12 protein-coding genes are annotated in these 18,452 nt (G+C 70.1%); 6 read left to right on the forward strand and 6 right to left on the reverse strand.

All coding sequences use genetic code 11. The features are described from left to right. Nucleotides 1–99 precede the first annotated feature (99 nt). From ACFYO0_RS06540 to ACFYO0_RS06550, 3 genes are all read left to right on the forward strand, one after another. A complete protein-coding gene (locus tag ACFYO0_RS06540; RefSeq protein ID WP_388671608.1) occupies nucleotides 100–1,860 on the forward strand; it encodes a TIGR03767 family metallophosphoesterase in 1,761 nt (586 codons plus the stop codon). A gap of 132 nt (nucleotides 1,861–1,992) precedes the next feature. Next, nucleotides 1,993–3,159, forward strand: coding sequence for a serine hydrolase domain-containing protein (locus tag ACFYO0_RS06545; protein WP_388671611.1), 1,167 nt, complete (start codon nucleotides 1,993–1,995; stop codon nucleotides 3,157–3,159). A gap of 46 nt (nucleotides 3,160–3,205) precedes the next feature. Beyond that, nucleotides 3,206–3,748, forward strand: a complete 543-nt coding sequence (locus tag ACFYO0_RS06550; protein ID WP_388671614.1) for an MOSC domain-containing protein — start codon at nucleotides 3,206–3,208, stop codon at nucleotides 3,746–3,748. 126 nt (nucleotides 3,749–3,874) lie between these two features. Here the strand turns inward: ACFYO0_RS06550 and ACFYO0_RS06555 are convergent, their stop codons facing one another. Next, nucleotides 3,875–4,933, reverse strand: coding sequence for a hypothetical protein (locus ACFYO0_RS06555; protein WP_388671617.1), 1,059 nt, complete (start codon nucleotides 4,931–4,933; stop codon nucleotides 3,875–3,877). A gap of 387 nt (nucleotides 4,934–5,320) precedes the next feature. Between ACFYO0_RS06555 and ACFYO0_RS06560 the strand changes: the two genes are divergently transcribed. Further along, nucleotides 5,321–6,397 carry a hypothetical protein gene (locus ACFYO0_RS06560; protein ID WP_388671620.1) on the forward strand — a complete coding sequence of 359 codons (1,077 nt, stop codon included), beginning with the start codon at nucleotides 5,321–5,323 and terminating at the stop codon, nucleotides 6,395–6,397. A gap of 54 nt (nucleotides 6,398–6,451) precedes the next feature. On the opposite strand, the gene ACFYO0_RS06565 is transcribed toward ACFYO0_RS06560, so the two are convergent. Continuing rightward, nucleotides 6,452–7,201: an SDR family NAD(P)-dependent oxidoreductase gene (locus tag ACFYO0_RS06565; RefSeq protein WP_388671623.1), complete on the reverse strand. Its 750-nt coding sequence runs from the start codon at nucleotides 7,199–7,201 to the stop codon at nucleotides 6,452–6,454. A gap of 388 nt (nucleotides 7,202–7,589) precedes the next feature. Between ACFYO0_RS06565 and ACFYO0_RS06570 the strand changes: the two genes are divergently transcribed. Continuing rightward, the gene (locus ACFYO0_RS06570; protein ID WP_388671626.1) at nucleotides 7,590–10,349 is read left to right on the forward strand and encodes an AAA family ATPase; all 2,760 of its coding nucleotides are present in this window, start codon (nucleotides 7,590–7,592) and stop codon (nucleotides 10,347–10,349) included. 130 nt (nucleotides 10,350–10,479) lie between these two features. Here the strand turns inward: ACFYO0_RS06570 and pepN are convergent, their stop codons facing one another. After that, nucleotides 10,480–13,071, reverse strand: coding sequence for an aminopeptidase N (gene pepN, locus ACFYO0_RS06575; protein WP_388671629.1), 2,592 nt, complete (start codon nucleotides 13,069–13,071; stop codon nucleotides 10,480–10,482). A gap of 160 nt (nucleotides 13,072–13,231) precedes the next feature. Here pepN and ACFYO0_RS06580 point away from each other — a divergent pair, with 160 nt between their 5' ends. Beyond that, a complete protein-coding gene (locus tag ACFYO0_RS06580) occupies nucleotides 13,232–13,894 on the forward strand; it encodes a DsbA family protein (protein WP_388671632.1) in 663 nt (220 codons plus the stop codon). A gap of 217 nt (nucleotides 13,895–14,111) precedes the next feature. Here ACFYO0_RS06580 and ACFYO0_RS06585 read toward each other — a convergent pair whose 3' ends face one another. Genes ACFYO0_RS06585 through ACFYO0_RS06595 form a run of 3 tightly spaced genes read right to left on the reverse strand, consistent with a single transcriptional unit; the run spans nucleotide 14,112 to nucleotide 18,213 of the window. Continuing rightward, a complete protein-coding gene (locus ACFYO0_RS06585; RefSeq protein ID WP_388671635.1) occupies nucleotides 14,112–14,756 on the reverse strand; it encodes a response regulator in 645 nt (214 codons plus the stop codon). Then, nucleotides 14,753–15,994: a sensor histidine kinase gene (locus ACFYO0_RS06590; protein WP_388671638.1), complete on the reverse strand. Its 1,242-nt coding sequence runs from the start codon at nucleotides 15,992–15,994 to the stop codon at nucleotides 14,753–14,755. Before ACFYO0_RS06590 ends, ACFYO0_RS06585 begins: the two co-directional genes overlap by 4 nt. Before the next feature lie 5 nt (nucleotides 15,995–15,999). Further along, the gene (locus ACFYO0_RS06595; RefSeq protein WP_388671641.1) at nucleotides 16,000–18,213 is read right to left on the reverse strand and encodes an MMPL family transporter; all 2,214 of its coding nucleotides are present in this window, start codon (nucleotides 18,211–18,213) and stop codon (nucleotides 16,000–16,002) included. Nucleotides 18,214–18,452 lie beyond the last annotated feature (239 nt).

Here is an 18,452-nt window from a genome sequence, read left to right on the forward strand (position 1 = left end):
GTCACTCCCAGTGCCAACGATCCAGTGTGAGCGGGCAGTTCGCGTCAGTGAACCGCCCGCGACCACTGCTGACGCGTTCGCACTCGGGGAGACCGCGCCATGTCGCGCATACGCTCTGTCGCCACATCCGTTCGTGACCGCCGCGCCTTCCTGGCCGCCACCGGGGCGGTGTCACTCTCCGCAGGTATCGGCTTCGCACTCCGCCCGGACAGCGGCGGGAGCACCGTCCCCGCCGCCGACGAGGGGCGGGCGGCCATCGCCTTGTCATCCCGTCAGGCACCCGCCGCACCACTCATGCCGTACACCCGCGGCACCACACTCGGCTCGGTCGCGGCGCCGCGGGGCTCCGCCGGCTTCCGGCGGCTCGGCGACGGCCCCGCCTGGCAGCGCGTCGTCCGCGGCGACCTGGCCGCGCCCAAGGCGGGCCGCGGCGAACGCCGCACCGCGCTCGCCGCGTTCGTGCAGTTCACCGACCTGCACGTGGTCGACGTACAGCACCCGCTGCGGTACGAGTATCTGCGCGCCCAGGCCGCCAACGCCTGGCGTCCGCAGGAGTCGCTGTCGGTGGCCGGCGCGGTCTCGCTCGTCGAGCGGGTCAACGCACTGCGAGGAGCCCCCGTCACCGGCTCCCCACTGCACTTCGTGATGACCACCGGCGACAACACCGACAACAACGCCAAGACGGAGCTGGACTGGTTCCTGAAGGTGATGAGCGGCGGCCGTATCACCCCCAACTCGGGTGACCCGAAGCATTACGAGGGCGTCCAGAACAGCGGACTCAAGCTGTACTGGCAGCCCGACACGGACGTCCGCGACGGCGACAAGCAGCTCGGCTTCCCGAAGATCGACGGCTTCCTCGCCGCCGCCGTACGCGAACTGCGGAGCCCCGGCCTCAACCTGCCCTGGTACTCCACGGTGGGCAACCACGATTCCCTGCCAGGCGGCTGCTTCGCGCCCGGCGACCCCTTCTTCGCCGAGTTGGCCGTCGGCGGCAAAAAGCTGATGACGCTGGACGAGACGGTGGGTGCCACCGTCTGGAAGAACCTCAGGAAGGGTGGCGACCCCAAGGGCACGCTCCTCAAGGACATGCTCAAGTCGCAGGCGCGGAAGATGCGTTCGGTCACCCCGGACGAGGGGCGTGCGCCCTTCACGGCCGCCGAGTACCTCCAGGCGCACCTCGACCCGGCGCACACGGGTCCCGGCCCCGTCGGGCACGGCTACTCGCAGGCGAACCTCGCCGCGAAGACCCAGTACTACACCTTCCGCATCGCGGACGACCTGCTCGGTGTCAGCCTCGACAGCACCGACCCCGGCGGCCATTACGAGGGCTCACTCGGCACCGCCCAACTGCGTTGGCTGGAGCGAACGTTGAAGACGGCCGAGCGGAACAAGGAACACGTCATCGTCTTCAGCCACCACACCAGCAAGACGATGCGCAACCTCCGCGAGGACCCGAACCACCCCGGTGAGCGCCGGCACGGCGGCGACGAGGTCCTCGCCCTACTCGGCAGCTACCGCTCCACCCTGGCCTGGGTGAACGGCCACAGCCACAAGAACAACATCACCCCGCACCCCGCGCCCGGCAACCGCTCCTTCTGGGAGATCTCCACGGCCTCCCACATCGACTTCCCCCAACTGGCCCGCGTCATCGAGGTCGTCGACAACCACGACGGCACGATCTCGCTCTTCACCACCCTCATCGAATCCGCGGCTCCGCACCGCACGGACTTCGCCGACCTCACCCAGACGGGCCTCGCGGCCCTGTACCGCGAGCTGTCCTTCAACGCCCCGGGCTCCCGCTCGACCCTCACAGGGGATCCGGGGGACCGGAACACGGAACTGGTCCTGAACAAGGGCTAGTTCCTCGACGGGGCGAGGTGTGCCACCGACGGGGCTCAAAAACGCCCAACCCCACCAGGGCAGTCAACCCTCTTGCCCGGCTACGGTGTCCCTTCCGTCGATCACCCTCCGACGGAAGGGACGAACCGGCACATGACCGCATCACGCACCCTGCGTATCGCACTGGTGGGCACTGTCGCGCTCACCGCGGCGTCGCTCACCGCATCCGTGATGGCCGCCCCCGCGGTGGCCGACTTCTCCCCGACCACCAGAACCCACCGCGCGACCCAGGAAGCGATGGACGCCGCCGTGAAGGACGGCGTCCCCGGTGTTGCGGGGCAGGTGAAGGGCAAGCACGGGGTCTGGAAGGGCACTTCGGGCGTCGGCAACCTCAAGACGAAACAGCCGCGTTCCGCCCACGACCGCTACCGCGTCGGCAGCATCACCAAGACCTTCGTGTCGACGGTGCTGCTCCAGCTCGAGGCGGAGGGCAGGCTCTCGCTCGACGACAAGGTCGACAAGTGGCTGCCCGGTGTGGTCCGCGGCAACGGCCACGACGGAAGCAAGGTCACCCTCCGCCGGCTCCTCAACCACACCAGCGGCATCTTCGACTACACGGCGGATGACGAGTTCGTACGGAAGGCCTTCCTCAAGGACGGCTTCTTCAAGCACCGTTACGACACGGCGACCCTCGGGCAGCTCGTGGAGATCGCGATGTCCCACAAGCCGGACTTCGCTCCCGGCACGTCCTGGAACTATTCGAACACCAACTACTCCCTGGCCGCGATGGTCATCGAGAGCGCCACGGGCCATTCGTACGGGGACGAGATCAGCCGCCGCATCATCAAACCGCTCGGCCTGCACGCCACGTCCGTCCCCGGTACGTATCCGAAGGTGCCACAGCCCAGCAGCCGGGCGTACGGGAAGCTCGCCGAGACCGCGACCGGCCCGACGTACGACGTCACGGAACTGAACCCCACGCTCGCCGGCGGATCGGGCGACATGATCTCCGACTCCGGCGACCTGAACCGCTTCTACTCCGCCCTCCTGCGCGGCACATTGCTCCCCAAGGCCCAACTCGCCGAGATGAAGAAGACGGTCAAGATCGACGGTTCCCCCAACCTCGCGTACGGCCTCGGCCTGTCGGCAAGCAAGCTGAGCTGCGGGATCACGGTCTGGGGCCACGGCGGCGGCATCCACGGCTCCCTCTCGGAGGCCGTCACCACGGAGGACGGCCGCCACTCGCTCTCGTTCAACTTCAACGGGGACTGGGCGGGGGACAGCGGGGCGGTGATCGAGGCGGAGTTCTGCGGGAAGTAAGGGCTAGGGTCGTGGATGATCATGTCGCGAGGAGGGGGATCCGAGGATGAGCGGGACAGTGACGGCGGTCAGCAGCAATGGCGAGTACTCGTTCACCAAGCCGAACCGGGACAGCATCACGCTGCTCGCCGGGCTCGGTGTGGAGGGCGACGTACATGCCGGCGTGACGGTCAGGCACCGCTCGCGGGTCGCGCAGGACCCCACTCAGCCGAACCTGCGCCAGGTCCATCTCATCCATGAAGAGCTCTTCGCCGAGGTCGGTGCGGAGGGATTCACGGTGGTGCCCGGTGACCTCGGCGAGAACATCACCACCCGCGGCATTGACCTGCTCGGCCTGCCGGTCGGCACGCTGCTGCGTATCGGCGACGATGCGGTGCTGGAAGTGACCGGCCTGCGCAATCCCTGCCTGCAGATCGACAACTTCCAGGACGGGCTGCTGAAGCAGGTCGTCGGCCGTGATGAAGCCGGGAACATCGTGCGCAAGTCCGGAATCATGAGCATCGTGAAGGAGGGCGGCGTGGTGCGCCCGGGCGACACGATCGCCGCGGAACTTCCCAGCGGCCCGCACCGGCCCCTGGAGCGGGTCTGATGATTCTCACCAAGCGGGTCTGATGTCGCTCACCATCGGCCCGCACAGCCAGTGATGCGCCGGAGGGCCGTCACCCGGGCGGGACAGCCGGGTGACGGCCCTCTATCTGCCCCCGTCCTCAGGCGGTCAGTTGTACTTTCGCCAGTCGTAGGTCAGCTGGTAGTGGCCGCCGTGGCCCTTGTAGTCGAGGGTGCGGTCCGTGCTGTTGTCCTGGCCGCCGGGGAACCGGCTGGTCAGTGACGAGATGGTGGCGCTGACCGTGATCGGCTTGAAGACCTCGTCGCCCCACAGGCCCTTGAGGTAGTCGAAGACCAGGCCGACCACGAAGCCCACCGCGACGCCGATGGCGATGCCGAGGGGCCCGCCGGGGGAGCCGATCGCTCCGCCGATGGCGGCCGCGAGTGCCGCGGCGACCTTGGCCTTCACCTTGTCGAGGAGTTCGTTGAGGAAGTCGGCGAGGCCGCCCCAGTCGATCTCCGCGAGGACCAGCGTGACGAAGTACGTCTTGGGGAACGTCACCTTGCTCTGCTCGGTGAGGCTGAAGTTGGTGAATCGCCTCGGTGGCGAGTATGTCTGCACCGTTCCGGTGCTGAAGCTGCGTACCCGGAACGCCGAGATCTTCTTGGTGTCGCCGTCCTCGTCCACGGACGTGCCGCCCAGGTCGATCTCGTCCTTGCCGATCTCGCTCGTCTCGTCCACGCACTTGACCCGGTGGATCCGCAGCTCCAGGTTGCGCAGTTCCGGGAAGGCCGCCGCGGCAGCCGTCTCTTGGGCGGTCATCGGGCCCACCAGCGCGTCGGACATCCGCTGGAGTTCCTCGACCGGGAACTTCATCCGCGCCGGGAGCGGTGTCTTGCGGACCTGCTCATCGACACCGGACGACGACTTGAGGTCGACCTTGGCGAGGTCGCCGAGCCGCTTGGTCCGCGCGGCACCGCCCCGCAACTCCACCGCGATCCGGTCCGCGGCCTGCTTCTGCTGGGCTTCGGGCAGCGTACGGAAACGGCGGGCGAGTATCTGCTCGGTGCTCTTGGCGTCGGACGGCATCGGGTACTTGCCGGGCTCCGCGTGATGTGCGGCGACCTTGTCGGCGGCGAGCTGGAATTCCAGCGCGACGCGTTCGGCGATGGCTTTGACCTTGGCGCTGGGTATGCCGGTGACGACCAGTTCCTTGTTGTCGGCCATGAGAATCCTTCCCCCATATGGCCGGCCGGCCCCGAGGGGTCCGGCCCTGTGACGGCCTGCGATGGCCTGTGATGGCACGAGGCCAGACGCTAGGTCGCCGGTGCCGGGAACGGACCTGGGGAAGGACCCGGGAGAACCCCCAGTCCTGCCCCGGAAGCGTCGGTTCCGCCGGTGCAGCGTGGATCGGCGCCGGCGCATCGGGGCGCCGTCAACAACGGTTGCCGGGCATAACAGTTACGGAATGTTGGTGACCGGGGCCGTAACCCCCATACGGACCAGGGGCTTTCGGCTGTCGAACGCTTGCACTTTAGGGCTGGGCTGTCCGGGTTTTTCGACGGGAATGTAACAGCGGTTAGGGGGGCGGTCGGGTGCGGGAGATTCGGGGGCATGAACCACAACACCCCTCTCTCCCCCCGCCCCCTGAGCCACCTGTCCGACGCCCGGCGGCGCGTGCTGACCAACGCGCAGCTGCGGGCGCACGGAGTGACCAATGCCGAGATCAACGAGCAGTGCCGGCCGGGCGGAGCCTGGCAGCAGTTCCTGCCCGGTGTCTGCCTGCTGCACCCCGGCCCACCCACCGGTGAGGAACGGCTGCACGCGGTCCTGATGTACGCGGCCCGCTCATCGATGCGCGAACCGGGCCTGAGAGCACAGGGCATCCCGGCTCAGCCGGCCGCGACCGGGCCCGGCGCACAGGAACCGCCCTCATCCCAGCGTTACCCCGACGCGATGATCACCGGCCTCGCGGCCCTGACCCTGTACGGCTTCGCGTCCGCACCGTCGCTGCTGTCCCTGGACCGGATCGACGTCCTCGTCCCGCGCCTGCGCCGGCTCCGCTCGACGGGCTGCGCGCGTATCGTCCGGGCGCCCGCGCTGCCGAGGCCCGAGGAGGTCACCGGTCTCCCAGTGGCTCCCGTTCCGCGCGCGCTGGCCGACGCCGTCGCCGAGCTCTCGGAGGCGGGCATCGTACGCCGTCTGCTGACCGAGGCGGTACGCGGCGGCCATTGCGAACCATCCGCAGTCGTAAGGGAGTTGACGCAGGCACGGCTGCTGAACCGGCCGCATGTCGTGGACGCCGTCGATACCCTGCTCGCCGAGGGCCGGGCCATCGCCGAGGACCACCTGTACCGCATGGTCCGCGAAAACGGCCTGCCCGACCCCGTGTGGAACGTGGACCTGTGCCTGCCCGGCGGCCCTCATCTGGGCGGCCTCGACGCGTACTGGCCCGAACAGGCTGTGGCCCTCGAACTGGACACCCGGGCTCCCCGCCAGGACGACGACGCGCTGTGGTCGGAGTACGCCCGCAAACGCGACCACCTCGAACGGCTCGGTATCACCGTCGTCCACGTCACCCCGCGGAAACTGCGCGACGCCATGGAGCAGCAGGCAGCCGTCGTACGCACCGCGCTCATGGCGGCGTGCGACCGCGATCCGTCGGCGTACGTGGTGGTGCTGCCCCGGTGACCTGTGGGGGCCACCGGACAACTGGTGGCCCCCACATCACTGATGACCGGTCGCTCAGTCCACGATGGCCCCGCAGGAGATGTTCACGTCCGTCGCGGTCAGGGTGCGCGCCCGGTCGGAGGCGACGAAGGCGGCCACGTCGCCCACGTCCGCGAGGGTCGCGCAGCGGCCGAGCTGGGTCTCCTTGACGAGGCTGTCGGTGATCGCCTCCTTGCCCGGGAACCCGTCGGGGATGCTCTCCGCCACACCACCCGACTTCAGGGTGACCACACGGATACCGTGCGGGCCCAGCTCGACGGCCCACTGACGACGCAGCCCCTCGAGCGCGTCCAGGGCGATCTTGAAGCCGCCGAGACCTGGCAGCGTCTGCGTCCCCCCGCCGCCGAAGGCGAGGATGACTCCCGAGCCGCGGGCGGTCATGTGCCGGGCCGCCGCCCTGGTCGTCAGGAACTGCGAGCGCATCGCGTTCGTGACGGGTTGCAGAAAGTCCGCGACCGAGATCTCCATCAGCGGCCGCTGAACGTCCCCGATGCCGATGGCATTGAAGGAGACGTCGATCCGCCCGGCCCGCGCGGCGACGTCGTCGACGAAGCCGTCCACCGCCGCCTCGTCCAGGGCATCGACCACAGCCGTCTCCGCGGCACCGCCAGCACCGCGAAGATCCCCGGCGACCGTCTCGAGCGACGCCGCCGTACGCCCGGCGAGAAAAACCCGCGCCCCCTCCCGAGCGAAGGCCCGGGCCGCCGCCCCACCGATGGACCCGCCGGCCCCGTACACCACGGCGACCTTCTCCTCCAGCAACATGATCGAACTCCGTCCTCTCCTCATCGACTACCGACTACCGACTACCGGCTGTCGACCGAAGCCGACAGCTCCAGCCCACACCGGGGACGTCGGAGCCGCCCGCCGGATTTCGACAGGGCAGGATGCCGCTCGCGGCGCACCGGGCTCGGGAGGACTTGGTCGGCCCCTGGAGGTGGTGGGCCTTTGTGTGAGGGGCACTGAACCATCCGCAGGTCGTGGACGCCGCAAGGCCGTTTTCGGCCACCGGCCGGCGTCGGGGCGGAGCAGGGGAAGCCTCGGGTGGCGGGAGCGCGGGGCGCGTTGCGTGGGATCGGCGGCGGGGCGGGACGTCGGCGTTGGGCGGTGGCACCATGCGGAGGCGACGGAGCATGGGCGGGGGTGGTGCGCCGTGAAGCGGGTGTTCGTGGGGCGGGGCGAGGAGCTCGCCGTGCTGGAGGGGGCTAAGGGGCGGGCCCGCGCCGGGCAGCCGCAGCGGGTACTGGTGGAGGGGCCGGAGGGCATCGGCAAGACCGCGCTCGTACGGCGTTTCCTCGCGGGAGTGCCGCACGTGCTGTACGCGGAGGGCGAGGACGCCGGTACCGGGCTGGCCTTCGGTGTGTTGGAGCAGCTCATCGGGCCTGGGCGCTGGACGGATCCGGGTTCCGCCGGCACCGCGCTGGTGGAGGCGCTCCAGAAGACGCTCCAGAAGGCCGGAGGTGCCGGCGAGGACGCGGTGGCCGTCGTGGTGGACGATGCCCAGTGGGCCGGCTCCGCCTCGCTGCGCGCGCTCGGTTTCGCGGTGCGCAGACTGCGTGCCGTACGTGTCCTGGTCGTCGTGGTGACCAGGGACATCACCGACCCCAGGATCCCGGAGGGCCTGCGACGGCTCTTCACGGCCGACGCCGCCGTCCGGGTCCGGCTCGAAGGGCTGGAACCCGCCGCGCTCCGCGCTCTCGGCGACACCCTGGGCACCGTCCGGCTCACCGTCCGCGCCGCCGGCAGGCTGTGCGAGCACACCGGCGGCAACCCGCTGTACGCGCGGGCCCTGCTGGAGCAGGAGGGGCCCGGACTGGTCGAGGCCCTGGAACGTACCGACATCACCCCGCCCGCCCCGAAGTCGTGCGTCGAACTCGCCCTGGCCCGGCTCGCCTCCTGCACCGCTCAGGCGGAGGCGCTGGTGGCCGCGGCGAGCGCCCTCGGCCGGTGCTGCACCCTCGCCGAAGCCGCCCTCCTCGCCGGCCTCGCCGATCCGCTGCCCGCGCTCGAACAGGCCGTACGTACCGGGCTGTTGACCGAGCGGCAGGGCGACCCCGTCGTCCGCTTCCCGCACCCGATCGTGCAGGCCGCCGTCTACCACGGGCTCGGCCCCGCACGCCGCCGCGCCCTGCACCTCCGGGCGGCCTCGCTCACCGGTGAGGAGGAGACGGCCCTGCACCACCGGGCCTGCGCCGCGACCGGCCCCGCCCCGCAGCTCGCTGCCGGACTCGCGGCGCACGGACGCCGGTCGGCCGCGAAGGAGCAGTGGGAGAAGGCCGCGCGTCAGCTGTCCGCGGCGGCCAGGCTGGCGCCCGACCGAGCGGCGTACGAGCAGTACACGCTGGAGTCGGTCGAGTGCCGGCTGCTCGCGGGGGACGTGCCGGATGTCGCCGAAGTCACCGAGCACATCGGAGAGTTCGCCGAGAGCGGCTGGCGCAGCTATCTGCTGGGACGGCTCTGCCCGGCCGACCCGGACCGCGCCGAGGTTCTGTTGCGGGACGCCTGGCGGCGCTGCGATCCGGATGCCGACGTGGGCGACCGGGTGCTCGCCGCCCGGATCGCGGGCCGGTTCGCGGCCCTGTACGGGAGCGTCGCGCGCGGCACGGAAGCCGCCAACTGGGCGCGTCTGGCCCTGCGCCTCGCACCGGAGGCGACCGCCACCGACACCATCCGCTATCTGGCGCTCAGCGGTATGGCGACGAGCGGCGGCGCGGCCCGCGCCCTCGGCGAGCTGGGCCCGCTGCCCGACCCCGCCGTGGCGTCACCCGCACAGCTCCAGGAACTCATGGGCCGCGGCACCCTGCGGGTGTTCACCGGCGATCTCACCGGTGCCCTGCGGGACCTGACCGGGGTCCTCGCGGCCGGCCGGACGTACTCGGCGCTCTTCCGTGTCACCGCCGCAGGCGCGCTCGCCGCCGCCGAGTACCTGGCGGGCCACTGGGACGACGTGATCGCCCACTGCGAGCTGGCCCTCTCGCTCGCCGACGACAGCGGCCGGCCGCATGACGCGCCGTACTGCCGGATGCTCGCAGCCCTCACCCACGCTGCCCGCGGCTCCTTCGCCGAGGCCCACGCCCAGGTGCGCCGGATGCGCGGGGACACCGGCCCGGGCGGTGCCGGCCCGTTCGTGTGGACGGCGCTGGCCGAGGCCCACCTGGCGCGGACGCTCGGTCGCCCCGAGGACGTCGTCAGCGCCCTGGCCTCGCTGCTCCCGCCGAGCGAACAGGACACCTCCGGCACCTTCGACGAGCCGGGCGCCGTGCCCTGGCCGGACCTCCTCGCCGACGCGTGGACCGAGCTCGGGGACCACCGGCGGGCCGCACAACTCCTCGGCCGGTACGAGGCTTTGGCCGTACGACGCGACCACCCGGCCGCGATGATGCGGGCGGCCCGGAGCCGGGGCGCCCTGGCGGCGGCCCGCGGGGACCCGGCCGCCGCCGAGAGCGCCTTCCGCTCGGCGCTGCGGCACGCCCACCGCGCTCAGGAGCCGTTCGGCCGTGCGCTGGTGCACCTCGCGTACGGGCAGTTCCTGCGCCGGACGGCCAAGCGGACCCCGGCCGCGGGACAGCTGCGTACGGCCCGGAGCCTGCTCGCAGGCCTCGACGCTCGGCCCGATCTGGAGCGCTGCGAACGGGAGTTGGCGGCCTGCGGCCTCGACACCCCCGCGCGCGGGACGGACGTCGCTCCCCACAAGGCGGATGCCGCGCCGCTCACCGCGCAGGAGCTGGTGGTCGCCCGCAAGGTGGCGGCCGGACTGACCAACCGCCAGGTGGCGCGGGAACTGGTGATCAGTCCCAAGACCGTCGAGTTCCACCTGGGGCGGATCTACGCCAAGCTCGGCGTCGCCTCGCGCACCCGGCTGGCCGTGCTGCTGGCGGCGGGGAACGAGGCGGCGCTGCCGGGGCAGAACTGAGGCGGCGCCGCCAGATCGCGCTGGGCCCAGCAAGGCGCGCCCCTTGAGGTGCGCGGGGAACTGCGCGACAAGCCACAACGAACCCGCCCCGCAATCCCGCAGCAACGCACCCGCCCCTGCGGCGAACCGACTACCCGGCGGCAGCCAAGTCACAAGCCTGGCCCCGCAGGGCCCGCGCCAAGTCATCCCGAGCCTCCAGCACAAGCCGCCGCAGCGCAGAAGCCGCCCCCTCATGCTCGGAGAGCCACGCATCCGTCGCGGACAGTGTCGCCTGCGAGTCCTGAAGGGATGGGAACAGGCCCTTGACCACATCCATCGCGATCTGAATGGACCGCTCCTCCCACACACGCTCGATCACCGAGAAGTACTTGGCGACATAAGGAGCCCCAAGCCCCCGCTGCGACGGCTGCGCAAACCCCGCAATGGTCGCCTCCACCAGCGCATTGGACAACGCGTCCGACTCGACGACCGCTGCCCAGGCCTGCGCCTTGACCGCCGCGGACGGCCGCGCGGCAAGGCACCGAACCTGGTGCCGCTTCCCGGAGGCCGTGTCATCACGGGCGAGCTCCGCGGAGAGCGCGGCCTCGTCGGCGACCCCGTGCGAGGCGAGCGGCTCCAGGAACGCCCAGCGCAGCTCCTGGTCCACCTCCAGCCCGTCGATCTTGGCCGTCCCCTCCAACAGGTCCCGCAACAGCCCCAGTTCGGTCTCACCGGATGCGACCGCCGCGAAGAACCGCGCCCACGTCAGCTGATGCTGGCTGCCCGGCTCGGCCTGCCGCAGCTCGCGCAGCGCACCCTCCGCGAGCAACTGCCCGCCCACGTCCCGCCACTCGGGCGCCGCGTAGTGCGTGAGCGCGGAGTTCGCCCACGTGTGCAGCATCTGAAGCACGCCGATGTCGGACTCGCGGCCCGCGAAGCGCAGGACGAGGTCGACGAAGTCCCGGGCCGGCATCAGGGCGTCCCGCGTCAGGTTCCACAGCGAAGACCAGCACAGCGCGCGGGCCAGCGGGTCGCTGATCTCGCCGAGCCGCTCCCGCAGCGTCGCCAGCGAGCCCTCGTCGAAACGGATCTTGCAGTACGTCAGGTCGTCGTCGTTCACCAGCACCAGCTCAGGAGCCTCGGCCCCGGCCAGCTCCGCCACGACCGTACGCGGCCCGTCGACGTCCACCTCCGCCCGCGCGTACCGCTCCAGCGCACCCTCGGAAGACCGCCGGTACAAGCCCACCGCCACCCGGTGCGGCCGCAGTTCAGGATGGTCCGCCGGGGCAGTCACAGCGGCCTCCTGGAGGACCGCGAGCTCGTCGATCCGCCCCTCGGAGCCCAACAGCACCTGTGGCGTGAGGGAGTTGACACCGGCCGTCTGCAGCCAGGCCCGCGACCAGGAGGCCATGTCACGCCCACTCGTCTCCTCCAGGACCGACAACAGATCCCCGAGCCGAGTGTTCCCGTACGCGTTCCGCTTGAAGTAGCGCCGCGCGCCCTCCAGGAAGGCGTCCCGCCCGACATACGCCACCAACTGCTTGAGAACCGACGCCCCCTTGGCGTACGTGATCCCGTCGAAGTTCAGCTTCGCGTCCTCCAGGTCACGGATGTCGGCCGTGATCGGGTGCGTGGAGGGCAGCTGATCGGCGCGGTACGCCCATGCCTTCCGGTTGTTGGCGAAGGTGGTCCAGGCGTTGGAGAACCGGGTCGCCTCGGCCGCCGAGAACGTCCCCATGAAGTCCGCGAAGGACTCCTTGAGCCACAGGTCGTCCCACCACTCCATGGTGACGAGGTCGCCGAACCACATGTGCGCCATCTCGTGCAGGATGACGTTCGCCCGCCGCTCGTACGACGCCTGTGTCACCTTGCCGCGGAAGATGAACTCCTCGCGGAACGTCACACAGCCCGGGTTCTCCATCGCGCCCAGGTTGTACTCCGGCACGAACGCCTGGTCGTACTTCCCGAACGGGTACGGGTAGTCGAAGTGGTCGTGGAAGAAGTCAAGACCCTGCTTGGTCACCAGGAACACGTCGTCGGCGTCGAAGTGCCTGGCGAGGCCCTTGCGGCACAGCGCGCCCAGGGGGATCTCCAGCGTCGTACCGTCGTCGAAGGTGCGGGAGTAGCTGTCCGTCACATAGTGGTACGGGCCCGCGACGATCGCCGTGATGTACGTCGAGATGGGCCGCGTCTCGGCGAACTGCCATACCCCGTCGTGCAGTTCACCCACGCCGTTGCTCCATGCGACCCAGCCCTCGGGGGCCCGGACCTCGAAGCGGAAGGGGGCCTTGAGATCGGGCTGCTCGAAGTTCGCGAAGACGCGGCGGGAGTCGGCCGGTTCGTACTGCGTGTAGAGGTAGACCTCGCCGTCCTCGGGGTCGACGAAGCGGTGCAGGCCCTCGCCGGTGCGGCTGTAGGCGCACTGGGCGTCGACCACGAGTTCGTTGTCGTCGCCGAGGTCCTCCAGGAGGATGCGGGAGCCGTCGAAGACGGCGCCCGGGTCGAGATCCTTGCCGTTGAGGGAGACGGCGGTGACGCTCGGCGCGATCAGGTCCGCGAAGCTCGTGGCGCCCGGTTCGGCGCAACGGAAACGGATCGTGGTCACGGATCGGAAGGTCCGCACCCCGTCCCCGGGTCCGTCACCGACCGCAGAGCGCAGGTCGAGAGACACGTCGTAGCCGTCGACGGACAGCAGCGCGGCCCGCTCCCGGGCCTCGTCGCGGGACAGATTCTCACCGGGCACGGGCGGTACTCCCTCGGGTGCTGTTCAGCATCTGGACAGGGCCGATCCTGCCATGCGGCCCCGTGGCGAGCAGCAGGGAATAGGGTCGGGAAGGGAGAGGTTGCGCATTCAAGGACAGACCCGTCCGTCGCATGTGCTGATCGTGTTTCAGAGGAGAACAATGTCCGAGGCCGCAACGAGCTCCGCCAAGACCCCCGTCGACTTCTGGTTCGACCCCCTGTGCCCCTGGGCGTGGATGACCTCGCGCTGGGTCCTCGAGGTGGAGAAGGTCCGCGACATCGAGGTCCGCTGGAACATCATGAGCCTCGCGGTGCTGAACGAGGACAAGATCGACCAGCTGCCCGAGGAGTACCGGGAGATGCTGGCCACCCAGGCGTGGAAGCCGGTGCGCGTGGTGACCGCGGCCTGGCAGAAGCACGGCGCGGACGTCCTCGGCCCGCTCTACACCGCTCTCGGCACCCGCATCCACAACAACGGTGAGGGACCGACCATCGAGGCGATAGCCGGCGCCCTCGCCGACGTCGGCCTGCCCGCCGACCTCATCGACTACGCCGAGCAGGAGGACTTCGAGTTCGACACCGAGCTGCGCGCCTCCCACAAGGAGGGCATCGACAAGGTCGGCCAGGAGGTCGGCACCCCCGTCATCGCCGTCCCCGGCTCCGACGGTGAGCAGATCGCGTTCTTCGGCCCGGTTGTCACCCCCGCCCCCAAGGGCGAAGAGGCCGCCCGCCTCTGGGACGGCACCCTCGCGGTGGCCTCGGTCCCCGGCTTCTACGAGATCAAGCGCACGCGGACAAAGGGCCCGGACTTCAGCAACCTCTGATTCCGGACGGTCACCTGAAGGAATCGGGGAGGCCGAACCCGGCGCTCTGTGCGAACCCCCCGGTTCAGCCGGGCGTCGGCAATCCGGCCCGAACCGGGAGCATAAGTCCATCGGCGGCGAAGCCGTCAGACCGGAATCCTTCCCTCCCCGGCGGCATTCTGGTCACCGAGCCGAAGGCCCCCGCGGGTCACGTCCCCGCGGGGGCTTCTGTCCGGCGCTACGACGGCCGCCGCAACAACCCCCTCTCCATCGCCACCACCACCGCCCGAGTCCGGTCGTTCACGTCCAGCTTCGCGAAGAGGCGCAGGAGATGGGTCTTGACCGTGGCCTCGGCTATGACAAGCCGCGAGCCGATCTCGGCGTTGGTGAGGCCGTCGGCGACGGCGTTGAGGACGTCCCTCTCGCGGGCGGTGAGCGGAGGATGGGCGGGGCGGCGCATACGGGCGACCAGTTTCTCCGCGACCCGGGGGGCGAGGACCGTTTCGCCGCGCGACGCCGCGTGGATGGCGTCGACCAGCTGCTCGCGGGTGGCGTCCTTCAGGAGGTAGCCGATGGCGCCCGCCTCGACCCCGCGCTCGATCTCCGCGTCGGTGTCATAGGTGGTGAGGATCAGGACCCGGGTGCGCGGGTGCGCGGCCACGATCTCCGTGGTCGTCGCGACACCGTCCAGTACGGGCATCCGCAGATCCATCAGGGCCACATCGGGCTCGTACGCGGCGACGAGTTCGAGCGCCGCCCGGCCGTCGCCCGCCTCGCCGACGATCTCGATGCTGGGCTCGGCGGCCAGCAGGGCCACCACACCGGCCCGCATCACCGTGTGATCGTCCACCACGATGATCCGCAGTTTTTCACCGCCGGTCATGTCGACTCCTCACCGGGCTCAGCCGTACCGGGCCCAGACTCAGCGTCCTCGACGGCGTCTCCGGCCATCGGGATCGTCGCCAGTACGCGCGTACCGTCCCCCACCGAACTCGTCACCCTGAGCTCCCCGCCCAGCTCTGCGAGCCGTTTGCGCATCCCGTCGAGCCCGAACCCCGCCGATTCCCCCACGACGAACCCGGCCCCGTCGTCCGTGATCTCCAGCTCCACCCCGTACGGCTGCCGGGCCAGTACGACCCCGACCGTGGACGCCCGCGCGTGCTTGCGCACATTGGCGAGCGACTCCTGCGTACAGCGCAGCAGCGCGATCCTGGTCGGCTGGTCGCACTCGATGTCCTCGAGGTCCGCGTCGACCACGAGCCCGGTGTCCTCCGCGAAACGGTCCAGGATCCGGCGCAGTGTCACCGTCACCGAACCCGCGGCCGGCTGCCCCTGCTGCTGGGCAGAGCCGACCAACTCCCGTGCCTCCGTCAGGTTTTCACGTGCCGTCGACTCGATCGACCGCAACTGCTGTGCGCTGCGCGCCGGATCGCTGTCGAGTCCGGCCCGCGCCGCCTCCGCGAGCGCGATGATCGAGGCGAAGCCCTGCGCAAGCGTGTCATGGATGTCGCGTGCCATCCGTTCCCTCTCGTCGGCCGCCCCTTGACGCTGATGCGCCTCGGACAGCTTGGCCTGTGCCTGTTCCAACTCGACGATCAGCCGTGCCCGTTCATGACTCTGGGCGACGACCGAGTGCACCCACAGGCCGATCAGCATCCCGACGGCCACGACGATCACGACCGGGACCAGCGTTTCCCCGAAGAACTTCGGCGAGTTGCCGAGCCGAAGCCAACTCCCGGTCAGCGTCGACCCGGTGGCCAGCCCCAGAAAGAGGAGCGAGGCCCGCGGCGTACGGCTGAACATCCAGAAGTGCGGCAGCGTCACCATGAACAGCGACCCGAAAGAATTGCGCATGTACGCGAACACGCCGAGCACCGTGACGAGCACCAGCAGATACGTGTGCGGGCGCAGCACCAGGTTGTCCGGGAACCGGTCGACCACCGCGTAGCAGAGCATCAGGAACCCGAGAATCCCGAGCGCCCAGTACTTGCTCCCGCCGGGCCGGTCCATCGAGGCGAGCCCGACCGCCATCGCGGCGAACAGCACCCAGCACACCGCGTTCCAGCGACGGATCGTGGCGGCCCAGAAGGGGTCGCCGGCCTGCCCGACGGAAGTGGTCATACGGATCAACGTACGTCCGCCACCGGCATCCTGGCGGTCTCCCGGCGTTCGCGGACGGGCCGCCGCACCCCGCGCGAGGGCCACCAGCTCGCCTCGCCGAGCAGCAGCATCGCCGCCGGCAGGATCAGCACCCGGATGACGAAGGCGTCGAGCAGCACGGCCGCCGCGAGGACGAAGCCGATCTGCTTCATCTCGATGATGTGCAGGAAGACGAAGCTCACGAAGACCGTCATCATGACCACCGCCGCACTGGTCACGACCCCCGCCGAGCTGCGGATCCCGTCCAGAACCGCCTGCCGTGTCGGCACGCCGGCGAGCACGGCCTCCCTGATCCGGCTCACCACGAACACCTGGTAGTCCATGGACAGCCCGAAGAGGATCACGAACAGGAACAACGGCACCCGCGACCCGATCGACCCGGTGGACTCGAAGTTCAGCAGCCCCTCGGCCCAACTGCCCTGGAAGACAAGGACGAGCAGCCCGAGCGCCGACGCCGCGGACAGCAGGTTCAGTACGACACCGAGCAGACCGAGCACCACCGAACGGAACGCGTACAGGGTCATCGCGAAGGTCACCAGGAGCAACGCGCCGAGGACCAGGGGCAGTTTGCTGTTCTGGTGCGCGGGATAGTCGGCGTAGCGGGCGACGTCGCCGCTCACACCCCAGTCGGCGCCCGGGATCCGGTCGACCGTCCCGGGCACGTACTCGTCCCGCAGATGGTCGAGGGAGTCGTACGCCTCGTCCGAGTTGCCGAGGTGCGGAACGTTCAGCTCCAGCACGCTGATCCGCCGGTCGTCGGAGGTCCGTATCCGGGACTCGCCGGTGAACAGCGGGTCCGCTTCGGCGAGTCGAGCCAGCTCCTCCAGGGATGCGGTGACCTCCCCTGAGCGTGCGGCATCGGCGCGTACGACGACGTCGTGGGTCACCCGCTGCCCGGGGAAGGCCTCGTTGAGCCGGTCGTACACCTGCATGGCGGGGATCTCCCGCGAGTGGGTGTCCCGGCTCATCTCCGTGATCTTCAACCCCGCCAGTGGTGCGGCGAGCGCGAGCATGGCGAACACCGAGACACACAGTGTGGCCACCGGATGCCTGGTCGCGGGCCGCAGCAGCGCGGACCACACCCGGCCGCCGCCCTCGCCCCGCATCCGCCGCGGCGCGGGCTTGCCCCGCCCGGCACGGCGGAGCGCCCTGCGCTCGGCCCGCTTGCCCAGTTTGACCAGCAGCGCGGGCAGCACGGTCAGGGAGCTGAGCACCGCCACCAGGACGACCACGATGGTGCCGGTGGCCAGCGAGGTGAAGATCACGTCGGAGGCCAGGAACAGCGTCGCCGTGGACACCACGACCGCGAGCCCGGACACCACGACCGCCCGGCCCGAGGTCGCCGCGGCCAGCTCCACCAGCGCCTCGGAACTCAGCCGTCCGCCGGAGCGGGCCCGTTCCTCCCGCTCCCGCTTGAGATAGAAGAGCGTGTAGTCGACGCCGACCGCGAGGCCGATCATCAGGATGATGTTGGTCCCGATGCCGGTGTCGGGCGAGATGTGCGAGACCACCATCGACAGCCCGACGGCCGCCGCGATCGACGACAGCGCGAGCAGCAGTGGCACCCCGGCCATCGTCACCGAACCGAACACGATCAGCAGCGTGATCAATGTGACCGGCAGGGTGATCGCCTCGGAGAGTGCCAGATCGTCAGCGCGCTGCTTGTCGACTCCCTTGCTGATGGAGGGACTTCCGGTCTCCTCCAGGAGCAGTCCGGGGTTCGCCTTCTGTACGGCCTCGGTCTGCGCGACCAGCACGTCGACCTTGTCCTTCGCATCACGCTCCTCGCCCTTCACGGCCACTTCGACCATGAGGATCCGGCCGTCCTCGGACAGCAGCGGATCGGCCACGCTCTCGACCTCGGGCAGCCGTTCCATCCGGGCGGTGAGATCCGCCGCGGCGGCCTTCGCGGAGGCTTCGGCGGCGCCCCGGTCGAGACCGGCGCCGGACCGGGCGGAGATCAGCACCTGCTCGGTGGACCTCCGCTCCACATGCCCCTCGACGGCCATCGCCTCGGCCCGGCCGGCCTCGCCGACCCGGTAGTCCGCGGTCTTCGCACTGTTGAGGCCGACAGCACTGCCGATGCCCAGGCACAACACCACGAACACCAGCCATCCGGTGATCGCCCGCCATGGGTGCAGGGCACTCCGGCGAGCCATGCGCACAGTGAATGAGTTCATGCCCAAAAGCGTTGCTGAGCAGGGCAGTTGGCAGACAGAGGTGCTTGGTGGAACTTGCCGTCCACTGATCGGTGGACGTGAGAACTGGGGGTAGCCCCCGGACCGACCGGCCCGCCCTCCGTCTCAAAGAATCTTGAAGAGGCAAAGGTGCTGGCCAATGCCGCTATCGGCGTCAACTACGCGGCTGTATACGAACTTTGGAGGCATGAGGTGCCCGACATCGGTTAGCGATCTGCTGA

Source organism: Streptomyces sp. NPDC006365 (genome assembly GCF_042870755.1).
Taxonomy (GTDB): domain Bacteria; phylum Actinomycetota; class Actinomycetes; order Streptomycetales; family Streptomycetaceae; genus Streptomyces; species Streptomyces xiangluensis.